This is a genomic window from Lacrimispora amygdalina (genome assembly GCF_900205965.1).
GTDB lineage: Bacteria > Bacillota > Clostridia > Lachnospirales > Lachnospiraceae > Lacrimispora > Lacrimispora amygdalina_A.
In genome coordinates this window covers 58,910-82,112 of the sequence record NZ_OAOF01000021.1, presented here as the reverse complement: position 1 = coordinate 82,112, position 23,203 = coordinate 58,910, and the positions used below count along the sequence as shown (strand labels likewise).

Genomic DNA, 23,203 nt, shown 5'->3' with positions numbered 1-23,203 from the left:
TCCATCCATTTAACCATCCTTTCTTCACCTCCGAATGACAGTATATCATTCGATGATGTTCCGTAATAGTTGCTGGATTTTATTTGCCTAAATCTGCTGGTTATAGTTTACCACTTACACTTTTCTATTCTATCCCTGTTTTATTTCTTTTTTTCCACAAACAAATTTCAAATAACGGTATATTTATGACCGTATTCGACAGGTGCATTCTTCAATGCATTTTCTTGATTTCCCTTTTTTTAATTTCTCATCTAACCAAATTCCTATATAAAGTTTTCTTAAGCCCATATTATATTGCGGTAAATTTCTAATAATGGTAACGATTCTAACTATATCTATTTTTCCCGGTTATTTATAAACAGAATATTGGAAGAAGGACATTTCTTAATTATTACAGAAGGGAGGTATCATTTTTTTAGTGGCAGCTTATTTACATTTTCTCAAATAAATTAGGTTGGTGGTGTGAATGAAAAATAAAAAGTTTATTGCTTTATTTGGTTTGATATCATTATTTGCAAGTATTCCTATGCCAAGCTGTGGGGCGTGGATACAAAACGGTAATTGTTGGTTTTATGAAGAAAATAACGTATATGAAACCAATAACTGGAAACTGATAGATGGAGTCTGGTATTACTTTGATAGTAGTGGATATATGGCTACTGGTTGGAAACTGATTGCAGGTAAATGGTATTTCATGAATCCGATATCTGATGGTACAAAAGGGAAAATGCTTACCGGGTGGCAATGGATTGATGGGCACTGCTATTATCTGGCAGCAAACCTTGATCCCAATTACCCGGAAGGTTCAATGTATTCAGATACGCAAACCCCAGATGGATTTCAGGTTAATAGTTCTGGGGCTTGGATCAATGAAGATGGAATTGTGCAGTATCAAGAGGGAAAAGGAATACAGTCAGTAATAACGAAAAAGAAAGTATCTTCAAGAGGAGGCTTTGGAGGAGGAGGATCTGGACACAGCAGGCCAGGTACAATAAACAGTGCAAAACCCCAGATCAGAAAACCAGAGGAGTCACAAAAGGAACCGGCCGCCCCTTCCAATGTGCAGCCGCCAAAGCCGGTTGATAATAAAATAGAGTTAAGTTATACCATTAAATATCTGGATGTGGAAAGCAAAACAGTTTTAAAACTGGTAACAGGTAAGAACCTGAAAGATGTGGATATCATAATTAATCCTCCGGAGCTTGATGGGTATGAAATCTGCAGTGGACAGGAGAAACAGTTTCGTCTGGCGACAGATGGGATGAAAATTATTATTTATTATTCCAAGTTAGAGCCGGCTTCTCCTTCTGAGGCAAAAAAGGTTACCTGGAAGCTGTATTTTGTAGAAGAGGATAATCACAGCAATGAGATTTTCAAATCCCAGAGCGGACAGAGTGAGGAAGATGTGCAGCTTGCAATCGACTTCCCGGAAACGATTCTGGGGAAAGACAAGTATTATTATCATTCTCTGGTACCCAGTCCCTGGAATATGGTTATAAGCGGTACTGGTACGCAGAAATATTATGTGGAGTTTGAGAGGGGAGAGAAACTGCCAGAGGAAGATGATCCGGACCAGGATGCAAGAAACAAACTGCGTCAATGGCTGGAAACAGCGAGAGAAGCAGATTTTGCTATTACTGGGGATAAACCCATAGATCAGCAGCTGATTACGAAAAGTCTGGGAGAAAGCAATGAGCGGCTATTAAACCTGGCTACAATGGCAGATAGCCCAGAACGCATGGAATTGTATTTAATTGCAAAGAATCATACTCCTGCAATTTTAATTCTTAGTCAGAAAATAAATAACATTAAGAATCTGTCTCAGCTGGTTATGGCAGAGTTAGCCGTTGATGGTGATATATACACGGTTATGAGAGTAGGGTTTGAAAAGACTTATGAGGAAAGCACATGCAATCATGATCATGAAAGAATTGAACGGGTAGAACCAACCTGTTCGAAAAATGGTTATGAAATTATAAGGTGCAGAAGGTGCGGTAAGGAGGAAAATGTGATCTTACCTGCGGAAGGACATGCAGACATAGACCATGACGGAATCTGTGATATCTGTTTTAAACCAATAAACGGATTGCCCGAAGCGGTTCATTACAGTATTGGAGATATCCAGACCAGGATCATTGGAAAGCGTAATTATTTATTCCGCTGTATTGATGAGGATTATGAAGATGCAATAGGAAACAGACAGAAAACGGCACTGTTCCTTTGCGATAGTGTGATACGCTCCGACATTATAGGAGCTTCCAAAAAGCTGAACTTTGGAGATAACAATAATTATAAATATTCAAAAGTGCGGGAATGGCTTCAAAACAATGCGGTTGATTCGATGTTTCTCTCTGATACCTATGTAGGAATAACGAAAGCCTTCTTAGGATCAACCAGAAAAGGAACGTATGACCAGCTGAATGAAAGCGGACTAATGGGATATGACCGTTTATATCAGTCTATGAATGATAAAGTTTTAATTCTGTCCGTGGAGGAAGGTCTAAAGTACAGGGATTATTTATGGAAGTTTAATGGCAGTGATATTAATAATCCTGAATCCCAGATCTCCGCTTATTCCAAAGGATATTATCTAAGAACACCACAAGATGGCGGGCGGGATGAATTTGGGTTTGGTGAAGGAATTTACACAGTCAGCCTCACAGATGGAAATATACAGCCGGTTAATGTGTCGGAGACAGGCATAGGGATCAGACCAGCAATAGCGATCCCGCAGGAATAGGAGAGACGTATGAGTATATTGCCTTATTTATTGTTTGGTTTTATTTGTGCATTAATTGTGGTTTTTATTTTTATTTCAGTATTCTTCCTGGTAGTTGCTTGCTCCAGAAACAAAGATCAGGAGAATCAGGAACAAATAAAATGGATTGAAGATTATAGGGAAAATCAGGGGAGAAAAGAACATGAGAAGTAAAGCAAAAATTATATGCCTTTGCTGTTATCATTGCAGTAACTACGGCAGGGTATGCACCGCCACCTTTACAGGCAGAGGAAAATATGGTGGAGCCAGAAAAGGTGCCGGACTATTACTCATAGGTTAAAAAAGCGGGTAAACGGTTCTGGAAACTCTTGAAGTCACATACACAAAGCCGGATGGTACGACCTCAAAGAATGAATGGGCTTGCGATGGCAAGGACTGGTACCATGTTGATGATAAGAGATATTTCTTTGATCATGATACGTCTAAAATGCTTACAGGCTGGCAGCTCATTGATCATAAATGGTATTAGTAATCCGAATGGTTGGAAAACGATAAAACAAAACCTGGTAAGCCTTATGGTTCAATATATCAAAACGTGAGGACTTTAGATGGTTATATGGTAGATGAGAATGGAGTTTGGAATAAATAGGAGGAACAATGAGAAAAAAATTTGTGAGAGGGCTGGCATACGTTATGTGTGCTGCCCTGACAGTCACCGCAGTACCGCCTTGGAAGGTGTATGCGGGAATGGGTACAGGAACAGAAAGTTCCAGTTCAGTGGCTACACCTTCTGAAGCAAGCCGTGATACAGAAATAGAGGGTGAAAAAATCGTTAATGAAGAGGATAAGGGAGAAGATCTGCCAGGAGTGGAACCGGAAGAGATTCCGGCTATAGATCCGGAAGCGATTGAAATGCCGGTAACAGATCCGGTAGAAAGTGCTACGCCGTCTGAAGCAGTGGAGCCTGCTTTTACGGATATAAAAAAAGCGTTAGCAGCTTCCAGTTCACTGGGAGATATCTGGGATTCCTGGTCCGGTAAGACAAGCTTTGAATTTCTTAGCGGAAGCCAGGGAGAAGGAACAGAGGAAAAGCCATATCTGATTAAAACAAAAGCACAGCTGATGGGGCTATCCGAACTGGCAGCTATGGGTATGACAGTGCCTGATGCCGAAGGTGCCGATTATGCTGGTGATTATTCCGGATGTTTTTTTGCCCTTGGCAGCAATATTGACCTGCAGGGAGTTAACTGGATTCCCATTGGATTTTACCGGGATTCTACGGAAAACTCCGGAGAGGTTCCATATCCTTTCTCTGGAAACTTCAACGGAAACGGATATACTATTAAAAACATAAAACTTGCTTCTTTTTCTTGTTATAACAACGTTGGACTTTTTGGCTCCGTAAAGGATGCAGTGATTGAAAACGTGACCATTGTTCCGGACAGCAGTGAGATCAGGGGCAATGACCGGACAGGAGTTGTGGCTGGTTATGCAGAAGATTCCATTATAAAAGATGTAACTGTTAAAAATGCCTATATCAGTTCCACCGGAATCTCCGGAGGAATCGCAGGGGAATTATCCGGAAGCGTGATTGAGAATGCCATCTGTGAAAAGGTGATGATTGATGCAACGGATGGAGTGGATGTGATCTATGCCGGTGGAATCGCCGGGATCGCATCTGATTCTTCTATCGTGGACTGCGAAGTTTCTACTGGTGATGGGACCACGGCAAGAATCCAGGGTACGGGTTACATCGGTGGAATTGTGGGGTATCAGAATGCAACAAATATTTTAAATACCCATGTTAGCGGAACCGTCGGCGGTTATCATTCTACGGCAATTGGTGGTATCACGGGAAGATATGCATCCGGGAAGTTAAAGGTAGCACGCTTTGAGGGGACCATCGGGAACTCTCAGCTGGGGTCCATGGCGAGGGAAGGAACCTTTATCGGAACCAGGCAGGGAGCAGCAACGAACTTTAATTTCATTGATGATGTGGCCTATCTGTTTACAGATACCGAAAGTAAGATCAGTGCCAATGTATGCGGATCAGAGATCATTGACGATAATGATTACACCTATGAAGCACATATCGGATACTGGCATTCAGGAGATCTTTACTACACACTGGTACAAGGCGGTGCAAAAAAGTCCATTTCTGATCAGTACTTTTATGAAGAACTGGAAAATGGGATCTTGAACGTTATGGATGAGGAAACAGGGGATTTTACGTTAGACCATTTCGCTCCTAATTCCCTGGGCCGCCCGGTAAGAGGGTATTTGCTTACGGTTGATCAGATCGATACCGTCGCTAACGGTCAAAATTTTTATGATATTGCCTCCATGGAAGTAAGAGGAAGTTCCCAGTATTCAAAAACCATTGATAAGGGAAACCGGGGAGCCATTGCTGCCGGTAGCGTGGTAAGTATTACAACCTCTCCCAACAATACAGATACAGAAAAGTATCAGATGGTGGGAAGCCCTACTTATATAAATGTAGAGGGAAAGAAAAAGAACACTACATATTCAGACAGCAGCCATTCCTATACATTTACAATGCCGGCAGAAGATATAAGTGTCTCGGCTATATATAAAAAGGTGGCAGTTTCTATCAATGTAAATCCGGAAACCTATACCTTTCAAGTGATCCAGGCAAGAACCGGAAGCCGGAAGAATCCAACAAAGACCACGGAGATCCGAAACAAGGAAGGAAAGCTGATTGCCCGTTATATCAATGGTGTGTCAGAACAGGGAACACAGGTTCAGCCGGTGAATATCTCCGCTCTTATTGATGCGAATAACGATGTTTCTGATAACCAGGTGAAGTGGAGCATTGATGATCCGGAGTTAATCCGTCTTGAAAAAAATGATGATGAAGAGACTGATGGCTATACTGCAAAATCGGCCAGTATCTCATTGAATATGGAAGCTGCCTTTTTTACGGATATTATTCAAGAAGCGGAAAAGAAACAGGCAGAAGAAAGTTATCAGTATAAGATCCCAAATACCATTTACGGCGCGGGGCATCAAAATGGTGGAGTTGCAGTACTGACAGCACAGACCAGACCATCTACGTCCTTTGAAGGGAAACCCTGTACCGATAACTGCCGTATCAATGTCACCTTTCAGATCATTGATAATACGTTAGTAGCAACAGAAGGAGCAGTACTTGATAAGACAGCTTTATCCTATACCGTTACAAGAACTTTAACCGGAGACCGGACAGCACCGGAGGAAAAGGTAACAGTAACAGCTCCCCAGTCCCTCACAGCAACCTTTACCCCGGATTACTTTTCCAAAGATGAAGTGACCTGGACAAGCTCCGATCCAGCCGTCCTTACCGTATCTCAGGATGCGCAGGCGTACCGGGAAGCTTCCATTTCTGCGATCAAGGAAGCCAAGTGGATTAAGGATATCATGGCTACTGATGATGGAATTCGTAGCAATGATATTTATGAGAAAATACAGGGAAGCGGAAGCAGAGAAGCAACTGTAACGGTGGTCGGAAAGGATAAACTGGGAAATCAGGCATCTGCAGTCTGCCAGGTGAAGGTAAACTTCACTACCAATGACCAGACAAGGATTGTACCAGAGGGAATTACCTTAAGTCAGACAGCACTTTCCTACAACCTGGGATACCAGAAGGCTGGGGATATCAATTCCCAAACGGTAAAAAAGACCGGTTTTGAAACAAAGAAGCTGACAGCCACCGCTCTTCCAGTATTGGAAGGGACTGCAGGGCATGAGTCTTACAATCAGACTGTAGTATGGACTTCTTCCGATCCGGGAGCAGTAACGGTGGATCAGAGTGGAACGGTAACTCCGGTAGATGGAGCAGACTGGATCAGAGAAGCACTTTTAAAAGCACCATATAAGGCAGAAAAAACAGCAGAAATAACCGCTGTGACAGCAGACGGGGGAAAGATAGTCTCCTGCAGCATAACGCTTACCTTTCAGGCAGAATGCATCGAAGCAGACAGGGAAACGGAGCAGTTTGATCTGGTACTTACGAAGTCGGGAAGGAGAAGTAATCCAACCATTGCCTGGAGCGGAGGAGAAAGTAAAAAATTTTCTGCCGCCATTTACTCCCAAAATAAGAAATCAGTTTTATGGAAATCATCTGACAATGGAATTTTAACCGTAGATAAGAATGGAACAGTTACACCGGTAGTCCTAAACGGCAATCAGGAAGTCACAGCTGGCTGGATCAAAGAAGTAATAAACAAACAGTCCAATAATGGAACAGCTGCAGCTGATATTTATGCCTTATCCAGTGATGGAAAATTATCAGATCCGGTACATGTGATTCTTACCTTTAAAGTTGTAGAACAGACATATTCCTCGGGTGGTAGCAGTGGAGGAGGCGGTGGTGGCGGTGCACGCTCCGTAGGCGTAACAACCGCTGGAAATACAAAAGGCCCTGCAGCTCCTGCAGGTGCAGTAACCGGCACATGGACACAGATGGCAAGTGGGAAATGGATTTTTGCTACTGATCGGACTTATTCTGATGAATGGGCATATATCAGCAACCCATATGCAGGAAACGGCCAGGAGCCGGCGTCGTGGTTCCGGTTTGATAAAGATGGATTTATGGTAACTGGATGGCAGACAGATGCGGATGGCAATACATACTATTTAAAATCTGCCTCCGATGGAACCCAGGGACAGATGCTTACGGGCTGGCAGAAGATAGATGGATACTGGTATTATCTTAATCCAGTATCTGATGGAACCAGAGGAAAAGTAATGACCGGAGTGGTCATTGATGGACAATATGAATTAAATGAAAAAGGCCAGTGGGTACAGGGCGGAAGTGCAGTTGCTGCATAACTCCGTCCGGCCGAAAGGCCATTGAACCTTGACAACCGAAAATGTTTAATCGATAGTAATACGAACAGGAAATTAATGGTAATAAAGTTCGTAAAATCCACCAAAATATGGTATAATATAAAATAGGTAGTCAATCTGCCGGGTGGTTTCCATCTCCGAAAGGAGGTGGTTGTTATTAGTACATATGAGGAATTAATGATTGTTATCAATGTTTCATTGCTTATAGTTGCAATCCTTACATATACAAATAACAAAAATAAAGATACAAAAAAATAACCACCCTGCCGTCCAAAGCTATGGGTGATTATTAATTAAACATTAACTTGTGGAGCCACTCTGTGGAGTTGGCTACCTTTGTATCTTTAGGATAACACGAATTTATAAGATTGTCAAATGTGAGATTTCAGAATATATTTTTGGGAGGGCTTGTATGAAAAAGAAATTATTTGGATTAATATTATCAACAGTACTAACGGTAACAATGGTAACACCGGCGTTTGCGGAGATTATTTGGACACCGGATAAACTTCCGGCTGGGTTTACAACAAATGAAGTTGAAAATAAAAAGTTCGATTTGAATTCTGGAGGTGTCATTGAAAAATCCACTTATACTGGTTATATCAAGGACATGTATGGGAATTTCATGAAAAATACGACATTTGCTGGAGGTTCAAGAACTGATGAAAATGGTATTCTCTTTTATCCAGATGGAACAAGTTCTTCTTTTGGTAGTGAACAAAAATATTTAGAATATTTAAATTCCACAATTGGTCAACAGATAGAGAAAGAATCATGGCATCAAGAAACATTAAAATCTTTAAATAACAATGGGATAAGTAATTATTGGTATGGAACCGATAAATATGGCTCTGGTTATTCTAGTAATTGGGTATGGTTGATGCAAGCTCCTAATGGAACAGAAGATGGCTTGAAATATGCTTACTGTTTCAACGAATACGGCTATCTTTACACCAACACCATAACCCCAGATGGATATATGGTCAATGAACTTGGTCAGCTTATGATAGATGGAAAGGTAAAAACAAAGGAGACAACTGATTTTACAGCGTGGCATGGATACTCAAGTTATGCTATAGGCTATCTAGTTTATGATCCTGTTACGAGTGAACAGCATAAGCTCGATAAACCAAATCCATTTTTCTAAATTGTTTCCTAACAGAATAAAGATTTTTAAGACTATCGGTTAAAACATAATCGGTAGTCTTTTTTATTGCAAATAGAGGAAAATAGAATGAAAAAATGGTTACAGAGACTTGAAGTGAAAAGAAAGACCTCGGCTTTTATGGCTGTAATTTTAACTACAATGACTTTTCTCCCATACATACCGGAAAACATGATATCCTTTGCAAATTATGTACAGACGATTGAACCCTCTGCCTGGGTATCTTGGAATCCTAGTGCCTATGGAGGGGAAGCAAACAGCAAAGGATATACTCCCACTGGCCTAATGTATGAAACCAAAGACTTTCATTTAGGAGCGGCAGTGGAAGAGGGAAATTTCCCGGCAGGAGCGAAACAATATCTGGTAAAAAATAATAGTTCAACTGAGAGTGGCTATGATGAGTTTGACAAAACATTTCTTTACTGTGTAGCTATGCATAGTGAGAGTTCCAGAATATATCTTGGAAGCCAGGCATTTTTTCAAAAATATTGGACAGTAGATGACATGCCAAACGAGTTCCCAGATGGAGATAACGCAAAAGTGCTGAAGTTAAAGAAATTTAACTTTCTTATGAACATTTATGCAACCCATATGGGTCGCAATGATAGTATAACTGCCTGTAATGATGCTAATGCCGGAACTGCAAAATACATTGTTGCAGCTATTATCAACTGGATTGCAGCCAATAACTGTGAGTTTACGGGTGAATGGGAAGCGGATTTAAATTCATTTCGTGACAGCGCTGATTACAGATCTGTTATAAAACAGATGAATCCAAACTCTGTAGGCGATAGATCCGTGTATAATCAGCTTACCAGTACGCAGATTGATTCCAAATATGCAGCCAGAGGGTGTAAGAACTGGGCTGAGTGGATGTTTGGAAATGTATGGGATGCAGCAACTATCACTAAGCAATTTGATGTTGATTCTGTGGAAACGGTTTATTTTGCAAAGATGGATCATGCTTCAGATACTTATACCATTACAATCCCATACTCAAATGAAGCAGTAAAAGACTATTACCAGCATCTCTCTGCAAAGGATCTATACGGTGACTGGACCTTTACAGGGCCAACGGATGCAGGATTGGTTTTTTCCTCCATGACTGGGGAAGTGCCTAGTGATGGAAAAGGAATAGCTACTCTTTACTGGCCGAATCAAAGCCAGATAGGGGCAGACTTAGCAAAAGACTTAGGCTCTGCGCAGCTTGCTACATTTAAATTTTATACAAATGCAAATGATCCGAGGAATCCTAATAGATATGCTTTTGATATTTCACAAACTTATTTTGCCGCCAAAATGGATAAGGACATAGAGGTCCATGTCCGTGTCGGTTCTGGCTCAGCCGGTACAGCGGTAGTGAATCGATATAAGCATACAGAAGGTTTTGGAGCCAATTATAACGTAGGCCTGAATGCTTTTGATTCTGAAACCGGTAAGCCTCTGGCTGATACTCATTGGGATATCTTAGAAAAGTTTGATGATTCCCAACTTGATAGTACGGATCTGGATTTAAGAAGAGCAGGAGACTATTCCTCCAACTTAGGCTCCCTAACAGGGGCATCATGGGAAGAGGATAGCGGAAATGATGAGGAGCGGATAGCCTTAAACTATGATGGGGATACAGGGCTGAATGATTCAGAATCTAACCTTTATAACCAGGGAAATTCATCCGGTTCCCAGTTTGACCGTTGGTCTGATCCGGAAAATGACCCATGTAATGCGGATGAACATATCACGGATTCCAACGGAGTACTTCATTATGTAGATTCCAGAGGGAATATCCATAGTGAAGTAGCACATCATGATTCAAGAAGCTATACCTACCAGAAAGGATATTGCAGCGGTCATCCGGCTCCTGTCGTCGAGTATGAGGAAGTCCCGGAACCGGAATATGATGAGGAGACCGGGGAACAGACCAATGAAGATGAAATTGAAGCAGTAGAGGAATATAATCAGGAACTTCACGATAGTGAATGGGCTAAGTGGCTGGAAGGAGTAAAGGAATGTGAGGATCGTGTAAAAGAAGGTGGTTTCTTTCATGCCATTGATCCAACCGGAAAGACACAAAGGGAAGCCTTGGAAGCAGACAGGGATCAGTTTTATAAGGACTTCATTTCCTTAAACTATGAGTATTCCGCAAAGGAAATAATTCCGGCGCCTGGCTATTCCCTTCACGGAAGCCACCCGGATGATATTCCTATGGAGTGGCGTACTGTAACTTCAAGTGAATATAAAGATTACAATTCCCATGGGATTGATCATTCAGGTGGCAGTTTTAGTGGTGGTGGACCAGACATGGAAATGGCCAGTCTGTCAGCAGATGCTGTACAAGTACCGGTCCCTAAAACCGGAATGCCAGATCAGGCAGGTATGTTTGTCAGCTTTGGGACCTCTGATAACGTGGCAGGTTTTGAGGCTGTGACCGAAGCAGAGGTTGAAAGACCGTCTGAGCCGGAAGTCGTGAAGAATACCGAAGCGGAAATGGTAGAAGAGACCGAAGCGGAAGCTGTAGAAGAGACTCAGCCAGCGGAAGTAACAGAACCAGAAACTACAGCAGCTGAACCAGAAACTACAGCAGCTGAACCAGAAACCACAGCAGCACAGTTGGAAACAATTGTAAATCCTGATTTAATTGTGAAGGAACCTGTTGCCTCCGCTTCTGAAGCAATAATAAAGAAAACAGCTACTCGCTCCAATGCAGATAGCGTGAATGGAGGAATTACCTTTACCGGCTTTTTGGAAGGTCTGGTATCTGGTGTTAAATTCCTGGCTTCTAAGGTTCAAACTCTGGCAAATAAAGCGACATCATTCTTTTATTTTAAATCCTTTGGAGTGAGTGGTTCATCCCTTTCTTCTTTACCGGAATCCAGTGAGACTAGCCGTGTAGACCTTCTTAATTCTTCAATAAAAGATTGGACATTCATAGCATTTGATCACCGGACTGAGGGAGATATCCATATGAATAAGAAAGATATGGATTTAAAGAAAGGTGAAAAAGTTTCTTACAATGCCTATGGAGATTCCCAGGGGGACGGAACTTTAGAGGGCGCTGTCTACGGACTATTTGCGGCAACGGATATCCCTCATCCAGACGGACATTCCGGAGTAGTGTTTCAAAAAGATGATCTGGTTTCCGTTGCGACAACGGATCGGAATGGGGATGCCAGTTTTTTAGCCATTACCCAGGTCCCCGGATATACCTTCAATTACCAGACAGGTGCGATTGAAAAGACAAGCAACGGTTGGGCAGACCAGGCACCGGGAAATCTTTACACCGGCATGGGAGCAGCAATAGGAAAGGAGTCAGACACCGAAAGCTTTGAAGGGCATACCGAAAGGGGAAGCGGCATTTCCCTTACAGACAGCCGAAATGAAACGTCTTCCGGTTATGAGAAGCTTTCTTCCAACCAGGGTAAGGACGGTACCGGGGACAGCAGCCAATCCTATCCCATAGAAAATAATGAATCCTTAAATGGAAACTGTTGGATCGGAAGACCCCTGATTGTAAATGCAGACGGAACCCAGTATTACATGAAGGAACTAACCCGTTCGGAAGGTTATGAGTTGTCTGTCTATGGAAAGGATGCAGCTATTAGTAATAGGGAGGCTTTTCAAGCCGGCGGAAATCCTTCCACAGAAGGAACCGTATCTGCAGGAACCATCGGGATAGACCGGGTAAAGGGAATCAATACCTTTACGGTAAAGAGCAGCGGAACTACAAACGGGTATCAGATTTATGCGCAGAATATACCAAAAGGAGCCTCCTTTTATACAACGAAAAGCCAGGTGGTAGAAGATCCAAGCGGAACGCATACGGAATATGTAACCAGAGAAGAAAACGCTCTGGCAGAAACGGAAGGAGCTAAAGTTATTATAAACGGTGCATCTGTAACAGCAAAGGCCGGGGATATCATTTCCCTGCCAAACGGAGATACTGCTACCGTCACTAAGGTATCCGAGCCGGAGTATGACTATACAGCAGCCCGGCCTGACAATGCCCTGCGTTATACGATCCCAACCTTTCAGGATAAGGAAAACACTGGGGACATAGCAGAGGATGCCAACGCCGCATTAAAGAAGGCTTCCTTTAAGGAGCCGGATGAAGGAGCGCCCTGGATACTGATTCCTTTGGAGGGAGATACCTATAAGGAACAAGCTGAAAGTCTTTATGAAGGAATGGAGAACGCCGGATTATCCGTATTCAACTGCCTGCGGGTTGAGGAGATTTTAGATGGGAAAGCGGTGGTCCGCTATTCCTACCGTGTGGGAAGTACCATTGCTTCCAGTTTATACGATGAAGTTCAAAAAACGGTGTATTTTAAGATGGACCTGCAGTATGAAATAAATGGCTCAACAGTCTCTGGATATTGCTATGTTCCCTATAAATCGGATCAGCTGGAGGACTACACAGAAAATACCAATGGATTTATCACTTATGCCAAAGTAAAAAGCGGAACATTGTCACAGACCAAGGCAGTCTATCCAGATGATTTAACTACTCTTACAGTAAAAGAAAATCCAGCTCATACCTACTGGGTTTACGCAAAAGGGGAACCGGTCCGAAACAGTGATGGCAGCATAAAAACCGTAATGGTAGAAAAGGAAGTACAGGTAAGTCCCGGATATGACTTAAAGGACGTGGACACTCCGGTGGAGGCCGTGTATGACGGAAAAGGCTATACCATCAATGTAGAGGGAAGTGAGGGAACAGATACCACGGACTATAAGATCACTTATGGATATGACCTTATTTCCGAAACCTACACCACACCCTACGAATATGCACTCTATTATGGAAACATTTCCGTATCTCCAAACCTTTCCGGAGCCGGTACCTATATCGAAGCGATAACACTCCGCTATGATAAAAACCAGTTATATTCAGAAGGTGGGACACGTCAAGCGAAGGTTTCTATAGAAGAACGTCCCATTATGCAGAAGATCAAGATTACAAAGGATATTTCTACAAATAAGGATGGAGCTTATGAAGATAATACCTATGCAGAAACTGGACATGAAGATCACTTTACTGAAAGTGGAGGAGGGACCGGAGCGAATGCAGCGTACTTAAAAAACTTCTGCTTTAAGGTTTACTTAAAGTCAAATTTAGAACGGCTCTACCGATCAGAGGATGGAACCGTAACGTGGCAGGATCGAAATGGTAACACTGTGGATATCAATACCTACCGGGCAGCTTTCCCGGAAAAAGTCCAGAAGCTTTATACCAGGGTAGATTATCAGACTACTCCATTAAGTAAGGATTCAAACAAGGCAGCAATCGCCAATACACAACTTTACAACGATACCAATTACTTAATTAATTCAGAGCAGAACCCCGGCTACACGGCGATTTTGGAGAAAACGAAGCAAACAGTCAAAGACGAGGCTGAAAATGAACGGGAGGTCAGCCGCAACAATTATGACAAATTCTTTGATGCAATAAAAGTGGCCAATGAGGATCAGTGGGACCGGACAGATAATAACAGCAGCTCCTTTAAGCCATTTGCAATTATAAAAAAACTCCTTTTTGGAATAAACGGAGGGGAAAAAGAATATCCAGCCTTACATAACAATGCGGACATTGAAAATAAGATCAATACTTCAGATACTGCGAAAGATAACGTCCTTCGCTCTGATCATGTCCGCCAGTTTGCCATTACCTGGTACTTAGACGATGAAGTAGCAAAGCTGGTCAAAGATAATCCGGCTGGGGAGAAAGAAAGCGCCACAGGAAGCGAGACATATTCAGATGAAATCTACGATAAAGCCCTTACCGAAGCGATCAAGAAGGCGGAAAACTACTTAAAGCCATTTTTTACTTATGACTTTGATGAGATTTATTCCGTTGCCTGGGACAGTGAAGCAGACGGAGGAAAGGATAAAGACAATACAACACTTAGTGCAGATTTAGAAGATACCGGAGCCGGTTATTGCTATGGAATATCAGAATATCTTCCATATGGAACTTATGTGACGGTAGAACAGCAGCCCTTTAATAAAGACATAGGGGACCTTTTTAACAAGCATTATAAAACCGATGCACCAAAGGAAATTGAGCTTCCTTCTGTCTATGAAGGTGGAAAGACGGGATCAGATCGGCCCCCGGAGGCGTTAAGCAGTTATTATCATTATAACGCAGCGGATAACGTCTCTCAGCTTTCCTCCAAATACCATATCCGATTTAACGAGGAGTGGCCAGGAGAAGGTGGAGATGATTTGAGGAAGTATGTGATCCGGGCGCACAATTACCTGGGGGATTATGAAATTTATCAGTATGGCTTAGACCTTGATAAACTTTCCGGCGTATCTGCCGGTGATCCTTCCGGTCGGGGGCATTTCACCATTACCCAGGGTGGAAATGATCCAGTCAAGGATTACTACAATACTATGGTCGATCCGGAAGGTGCCGGAGTAAATCCAAGCAGCTATTATCTGGCTGATGATGGGAATTCCGGAAAGCGTACAGCAAATGGTTCTACTTACGAGACAGACGGGATAGAAAAAATCTATCGTTACGGATCTGTTTCCGAAGATAAACAGACCTATGATGATGTTTCCTTCCCTTCCGGAGCGGGAGAGGTTTACAGGGACAGTGTGACAGCTATGGAAGGAATGCAGACTGCCTATGATGGGAAATATGCGTCCATGCTGGTGCCGTGGAGTGTCGCAGAGCCGGCAGATGAAACGGCAGATACCGTACAGAATCCGGATGGAACATCAAGCTATAAAGGGTACGCCTATCGAAAGTACCGGAACACCTTTTACACAAGCCGGTTACGGATCGAAAAGGTGGATTCCGAAACAGGAGAAAATATCCTCCATGATGGAGCCTTATTTGCCCTTTATGCAGCATCCAGAGAGGACGGCGAGACGACGGATGGACTGGTAAAGTTTTATGAAGCGGATACCAATATCGAAGGTTCAAAGGAATTTTTAAAAGCCATGGGTGCCAGTAACATTATTCAGTCCGGAGAGACATGGACCGGAACCGTGCCAGCAGGAACTCCGATCTGTAAAGAGGAGGAGCAGGTAATCCTTGCCGATCAGGAAGGAAGAAGAACCGGGCAGTTTGAAGCAATTACAACTACCAGGGACGGAGCACAGGCGAGGGAAGGCGATTTAACAAGTACTTCTTATCAGGATCAGAATACAGGATATTTAGTAACACCACAGCCCTTTGGGGCTGGGACGTATGTCCTGTGTGAGATCAAGCCCCCGGCTGGCTATGTAAGAACCAAACCGGTAGCCATTGAAATCTATTCCGACCAGACAACCTATTATCTTGACGGAAACCGGGACAGCCGGGTAGCTGCAGCCATTTATGAGGACAAGAATCAGGCTGGAACTAAGGTAGAAGATACCGCCAGAATCTATATAGGAAATACTCTGGTTCGACTTGAAGTGTCTAAAATTAAGGATTCGGATCATACCGTAACCTATAAAACGGATACCAGGCTTGAAGGGACGGAGCTGGAATTAAAGCAGAAGTACGGAACGGAAAATTTAGAATTTGCTTATAAAAACGGAACGTACTTAGGATATGCCTGGTGCAAAGGAACTATGGAATACCTTCAGTCCAGAAAGGATGCTGGAGATGATGTAAATCTGATTTACGTCGATGGTGTTTTTGCCGGCTACGGTCTCATAGAGAGAACACTGGATACCGATGATGATCAGAACCGTTACGTATCTGGCGCAAAGATGGCTCTGTACGATGCCATAACCGTAACAGAGAGCGGAGACAGCGGAGATTATGGATACAACGGTGTGGAAGTGACACGAGACCGTAATAACAATGTTCAGTCTATAAAGGTATTAAAAGGCTATGCAGGAACAACCTTAGAGTTTTTAAGAAAGGAGAATGCGGAGGGAAGCCTAGCCGGAGAGACCGGGAATGGAACCTGGACCTATGAGACCATAGAAAGAGGGGATAGCGATATCCTGTTTTACTCCTTTGGAGGGCTTAAGGTAACGGAAACCGGAACTGATGGAACGATTTATGGCTATGATAAAGACGGGAATAGAGTTCAGGTGAAGAATCAGGAATCTATTTATGTTTTAAAAGCTGGCCAGCCCGTCTTTGAACTTACCGGAGGAGATTTATTGGCAGCGAAATATAACCCTGCCGATAAAGTTTTCAACTTAAGCTCTGGTACTACCATGTATCACCTGGACAGTGATGGAAACCGGGATGCATATGTAAATCCTATCACTGGCATGGCTTTTGCCAAAGAAGGGGAAAAGCTTCTGGTATGGCCGGTAAAGATCTCTCAGACGGAAAGCGGCGCAGTGATTGCCAGGGAGAAAATAAAAACCTGGAGAGTTGCTGCTATCAACGCCGATACGGATCAGGAATACATTACAGGGACCTACAACGGAAGCAGCCTGGTAAAGAGCATGAATCCAGTTTTAAATGGTCATGGACTTCCGGAGTATTATCAGAAGTCAGGTGAAACCTATAAAAAAGGAGAACCCATTTATGATATAGACGGTGACTACGTCCGCTACAAATATGATGATCTTCTTTCCGCTTATAATGATTCTTCCTACAGCATAAACAATCAGACTGGTATGAAGGATATTGGAGAAGAAGAGAATGTCACAGATGATAAGAAACTTTATCACCGCCAAGGAGAGTCCTGGGTGATGGAAAACACCTGGATTACCGGAGAAAAGTATCCTAACGATCCATTTAAGGTAGATATGACAGTAGGTCAGGCAGATATGCTAAAGAGAGTGATTCCAGGGACCTACATCATGGAGGAGGTAACGGCTCCAGCTGGTTATGTAAAGGCACTCCCGGAAGGCGTTACTGTAAATGAATCCAGAGAGGTCCACAAGACCAGTATGGAAGATAAAAAAATCAAAGTAGAGATTGTAAAAACAGATGCAGCGGATCAGTTAAAGATTAATGTAATCAGCGATTACCAGGATGGACTAACCGTCACAGAGCCGAAAGGAGCCTATAGTTACAGTCAGGTATCCGGTGCCCATTTAGCACTTTATAAGGGAAAAAGAGTCTATACCACCGACAGTGAGAACTATCCCAAGGGGTATTACCTGATAAAAGCAGAAAATACCCCAGCTAAGTGGACGGTGGAAAATAGTGCAGATAATGCGCCGGTGACAGTGACAGCCGACTGGATTACAGACGGAACCCCCAAATACTTTGAAGGAATCCCGGCAGGGGACTACATACTTGAAGAAGCAGAGGCTGCAAGCGGTTATGTCCGTACGTCCATGGAAATTGAAATAAAAGAAACTGGAAAGGTCCAGACCATCAATATAAAGAACGATCACTCTAAACTGGAAGTCTATAAATATTACATTGACAGCAAGGGGAATAAAGTATCCCTTCCCAATGATTACGCTGCAGGACTTGCTTTATTTAAAGCAAAGACTGACAGTGAGGGAAATATTTTATTTGAGAACGGAAAACCAATGTATGACCCGACAAAAAAGATTGAAGAATGGACTACTGATGATTTAACGGAATATACAGAAAAAACGGAAATCAGCACCAGTATCATTGACCGGTTAAAGTCATTTTTCAGACTATCAGAAAACCAATCCAGTTTTATTACGGACTTTGAGGCTGCCTACAAAGAAAGCGGAAAGGAATTGACTTCCATCACCTGGCATACCAAAGAAGGGGAACGAACAGCTTCCCTTACCAGAATGGTTCAGTCTGGAAACGGGGAAGGGATCACAGAAATATGGACCACAGACACAGGAAAAACAATACGGATCACCATTTACCGAAATGTCACAAACGGCTCCCTTGATACAGACGGTCAGCTGCCGCTGAACTTCGAATACCAGTTTAATTACAAAGAGAATGGAAGAATCAAAAGCTATGATACGTTAGAGAGAATGCACCGGATCGATTATTTACCTCTTGATACAGAAAAGGGGGGTAAAAAGATAGGCACTTACGTCCTGGTAGAAGAAACGGTTCCAGGTGGGTATGAGGCAGCCGATCCGAAAGCAATTGTCCTGACAGAATCAGGAGAAGTGCAGAGATTCAGCCTTGAAAATGAAGAGAAGTACATCAATGTCTTAAAGGTAGTAAATGACGGTATAAATGAATATGCAGTCACCGGAGCCATACTTGCCCTATACCGGGCGGATGCAGATGGGAATCTGAAACAAGATACGGATCACCTCATTGAGACCTGGGCTTCTGGAGCAGACGGAACTTATACGGAAGAGGATCAGTTTAATGGTGATATGCCCGATAAAGCGGGGCACGCTGTTCCGGCAGGACTTTCTATAGGAGATCTAAAACCTCACAGGATTGATAAAACCGCTTATGGAACCTATTACATTGTGGAAACAGAGGCACCGGCCTATATGCAGAAAGCAGATCCGGTAAAGATTACGGTAGGCGCTGAAAAAGTCCCGATTTATAAAGTGGTCAACAATCCGTCCACTGGGAAACTGGAGATAAAAAAGAAAGCCTCCGATACCGGAGACGTACTGGAGAACGCAAGGTTTAAAATAACAAATCAGGATACCGGAGAAGTGTTTTACATGACAACCGGTACCGATGGAAACGCAGAATTAAATAACCTATTGGTTGGAAAAGTTCAAACAGATGGAGCAATAAAACCATACACCTATACGATAGAAGAAATTTCCCCACCGGATTTTTATCAGATATCCGAGGGAATGAAAAAATTCCAATTTGATGGGAAAGAGAGCGGAAATGAACTACTTTATACCTATGAAATTGAGAATAGACCAACCAGCATTAACTTTAGAAAAACCAATTTTGACACTGGAATGGCGGTGGAAGGAGCTGAGATTGCTGTTTATCATGCAGTTGCTGTAAACGGAGAGTATGAAAAGGACGGAGAAGCTGTCGCGACTGCCATATCCGGATCAGACGGTTTTACCCTGACAAAGAAGCTGTCAGCAAACCAGGTCTACATCATGGAAGAGGTAAAAGCACCGGCTGGATATACGCTCTCGGCCCCGGTTATTTTTACCGTAAATCAATCAGGAACGGGAATCCTAAACGTATCCAATGATTTCAGCATACTAAAACTGGCAAGCGAGAACGGAACGATAGAAACTCTCACGATAACCGGCAGAACTCCAGTAAAGGCTTACACAATTTTAAAAGACTTAGATGCAGGAACAGAACTTCCATCCTTTATGGGAACAGGAGGCACCCTCACATTAACCACTAAAGATGGAATCATAGACGGACATTTATACGAAATTACAGAATATACAAGGTATTCAGACGGAAGGACAGAAAAGTCCGGGAAAGAAATCAGACGGATCTATCTTAATGAGCAGGAGAATTACATACTCCCATCCAGAACTTATTTAGAGACCAAACAGGAACTGACGGACTCGGATGGTAATGTACTTGCAGACTGGACCGTAAATGATGACACCCACGATTTCACCATTAAAAATCCGGTCACAAAGGAAAATCCGATTGCCGAAGTAACAAGCAGTATTGGGGCAGGTCACAACGCAGTAAAAATAGGAAGTGTCATAAAATACACCATTTCCTACACGAATCCATACAGTTACCCAGCAGATATAAAAGTAAAGGCAATACTGAAAGCAGGTCTGGAATATTTACGCTCAACAGATTATGGAGTGGAATTAAATGGGAACGTTATCTGGAATCTTACCAATGTGGCAGCCCATGAAAGTGGAACCGTTGATGTGGTAGCGGTGGTAAACGGAGAAAGCGGCAGCAAAGTAAATGCAGACTTTATAACCATAGCTGGAGCAGTCACAAAAACTACTAACCTATGGAACCCCATTGTCCCGGATGGCTCCATCAGTATCATTAATAAACTGAATGGGACAGGAAAGAGCCAGACTGATGCATTTACGTATCATGTGAAATTCACAGATCAGACAGGAACAATCTTAATTGGCTATCAGGCGTTCACCGGTTCACAAACTGGAAGAATCAAGGGGGAGGGGAATATCACTCTTACCGGAGATGGATTCATTACCTTTTCTGGTCTACCTTATGGAACCAGATATGAAATCACACAGAAAGAAACAGAGGGATACAATCTGGAAGGAAGAACCATAACAGGCGAGATTCAAAAAGTTTTCCAAAGTGCAACATATAAAAATAACCGTGATGATAAGACAATTCGTGAGATTTTGACGGCTGGAGGAAACTACCGCCTTGCAGAAACGACAGTTTACAGCGATGGGACAGAACTTGCAAGCGGAATTTATCGTTTTCAGGTAAATGCCGCTGGAATAATTGATAATGTAGACTTAGAAGACAAGCCTATAAGCCTGTATTTCTCGAAAATAGATGTGGATACAGGTGCGGAACTGACCGGAGGAAAATACAGTTTCATTGATGTGGAAACAGGAGATACAATTTTCGAAATTACTAAGGAGGAAGAGAAAGCCAAAATTCCCGCAGAACTTGTTACCCCTGGCAGAAAATATATCATCCGGGAAGAAGAATCCCCGGAAGGATACTCTTATGAAAAGGACATGCGCTTTTCTGCAGAGGAAAGCGGAATACAGGAAACCATTGTTATGCAGGATAAAAAGACAGAAGTGAAAATCTTAAAAGTGGATGATGAGACAGGAAATATCCTGAATGGAGGAAAGTTCTCTATCAGAGACCAGGAAACAGGCACTTTAATAAAGGAATTTACTCCAGATGGGAATCCGCTCATTTTAACCGGTATTCTTATTGCAGGGAGGAGCTATGAACTGATAGAAGAAGAACCGCCGGCAGGGTATGCATATGGCGAGATAGTAACGTTCACTGTACCGGAAGGACCGGAACCAATTACCGTCACCATGAGAGATAGGAAAACAAACGTTTTGGTAAAGAAACTGTCTGGATACCTGGCAGAAGGAACTCCGTCGGAAGCAGCTGATCAGTTGGCTGGATGTGAGCTTCAGATTTTAAACGAAGATAAATCTCCTGCGAAAGCAATTCTGTCTTCAAGTGGTCTGAAAGCTGATGAGAACTTAATTTTTACTACCGGAGAACAGTTTGACGAACTGAAAGGGCAGCTAAGTGCCGGAAAGAAATATTGGCTTCATGAGGTTCGCCCCGCGGATGGATACGCTTATGCAGAAGATGTTCCCTTTACAGTAAGTTTATACGGAGAAAAAGATATTCTCGTTATGATTGATGATCCTACTCATGTAGTACTTTCCAAAAAATCAATGACGGGAATTGAAGAGCTTCCGGGAAATTTCATGTGCGTGATAGATAATGATGGTAACACAATTGAAGAGTGGATATCCGGTGAAATGCCCCATGAAATTATTAAAAAACTGAAAGCTGGTGAATCTTATCGCTTTGTTGAAGAGAAACCTGCTGACGGATATACATATGGAACTGAAGTGGCATTTACAGTCAGCAAAGATGGAAGCTTAGATCTGATTGAAATGAGAAATGATGTTACTAAAATACAAATAAAAAAACTAGATACGAGTGGTTATATTTTAAAAGGGGCCTCTTTACAGATATTGGATCAACAAAAAAATGTGATCATTCCTGAATTTATTTCAACCAATGAGGTTATTGATATAACAGGAAAATTAATTGCGGGCAGAACTTATTACCTCCATGAGGTAAAATCCCCTGAAGGTTATTTTCGTTCCTCAGATGTAGCATTTACTGTCCCCAAAGAAACAAAACTGCTGGAAGTTACGATGACAGATCCAAAGAGACCAGCTATTGGTACAGATAAAATGACGATCCAAAAGATAGACGGAGATACAGGACTGGGTATTGAAGACGTTGAATTTTCTATTTATCAGTCCAATGGAGAACTGTATCTGACAGTTAAAACAGACAAGGTTGGATCAGCAAAATTTGACATTCCGCCGAATGGAACCTATACCTACAAGGAGACGAAAACAGCACAAGGTTATCTTGCGACAGATCATACTTATTCATTTACCATTAAAAATGGTGAGGTATCGGATAACAGCATAGTGTCAGTTGCTAATTACCTTTCACCCGAAATTCGAATTCAAAAGGCAGATGCTGGAACAATGAAAAGATTAGCTGGAGCTGTACTGGAGATCAGAAATGAAGATGGAAAACCTGTATTTAATGGTATAACAGATGGAACAGGTATCATCTCTTACTACCCATTACGATCCGGGCAATATACAGTTCATGAAGTAAAAGCTCCAGTTGGGTATAAAAAGACTAACTCCTATCTGGTAATTCTCGTAGCTGACGATGGAACTGTAACTGGAGAATTTACATTGTTTAACAGTTCTGATAGAGGGAAGAGAAAAGGGATTATAACTGCAACATATCAATCAAGCCTGAAAGGTCTTGGAATAATCAGCAAGGGAGGAAAGCAATTATGGAGCTGGCTGGACAGATTACCTAAGACAGGTGATACGGACCAGTGGGGTGAGGTGCTCATTTGTTTTATACTTTCTGGTATTGTGTTGGTAATTGTCATTTTAAAGAGAAGAAATAAATAAGC

At 42.5% G+C, this 23,203-nt stretch carries 6 protein-coding genes; all 6 read left to right on the top strand.

The genetic code is table 11. The annotated features are described in order from the left end of the window. Nucleotides 1–466: 466 nt before the first annotated feature. The 6 genes from CRO04_RS21600 to CRO04_RS21580 all read left to right on the top strand — a co-directional run bounded on the left by CRO04_RS21600 (nt 467) and on the right by CRO04_RS21580 (nt 23,201). On the top strand, nt 467–2,740 hold the full coding sequence (locus CRO04_RS21600; protein ID WP_097006317.1) for a DUF6273 domain-containing protein: 2,274 nt from the start codon (nt 467–469) through the stop codon (nt 2,738–2,740). A gap of 9 nt (nt 2,741–2,749) precedes the next feature. After that, nucleotides 2,750–2,932, top strand: coding sequence for a hypothetical protein (locus CRO04_RS21595; RefSeq protein ID WP_097006316.1), 183 nt, complete (start codon nt 2,750–2,752; stop codon nt 2,930–2,932). After that, nucleotides 2,922–3,059 (top strand): hypothetical protein, encoded by a 138-nt coding sequence (locus CRO04_RS26395; RefSeq protein ID WP_166432637.1) that lies wholly within the window; start codon nt 2,922–2,924, stop codon nt 3,057–3,059. Before CRO04_RS21595 ends, CRO04_RS26395 begins: the two co-directional genes overlap by 11 nt. Before the next feature lie 317 nt (nt 3,060–3,376). Next, on the top strand, nt 3,377–7,549 hold the full coding sequence (locus CRO04_RS21590; protein ID WP_097006315.1) for a hypothetical protein: 4,173 nt from the start codon (nt 3,377–3,379) through the stop codon (nt 7,547–7,549). Nucleotides 7,550–7,979: 430 nt separating this feature from the next. Next, nucleotides 7,980–8,714, top strand: a complete 735-nt coding sequence (locus tag CRO04_RS21585) for a hypothetical protein (protein WP_097006314.1) — start codon at nt 7,980–7,982, stop codon at nt 8,712–8,714. An 87-nt stretch (nt 8,715–8,801) separates the two neighbouring features. Beyond that, nucleotides 8,802–23,201: a SpaA isopeptide-forming pilin-related protein gene (locus tag CRO04_RS21580; protein ID WP_097006313.1), complete on the top strand. Its 14,400-nt coding sequence runs from the start codon at nt 8,802–8,804 to the stop codon at nt 23,199–23,201. Nucleotides 23,202–23,203 lie beyond the last annotated feature (2 nt).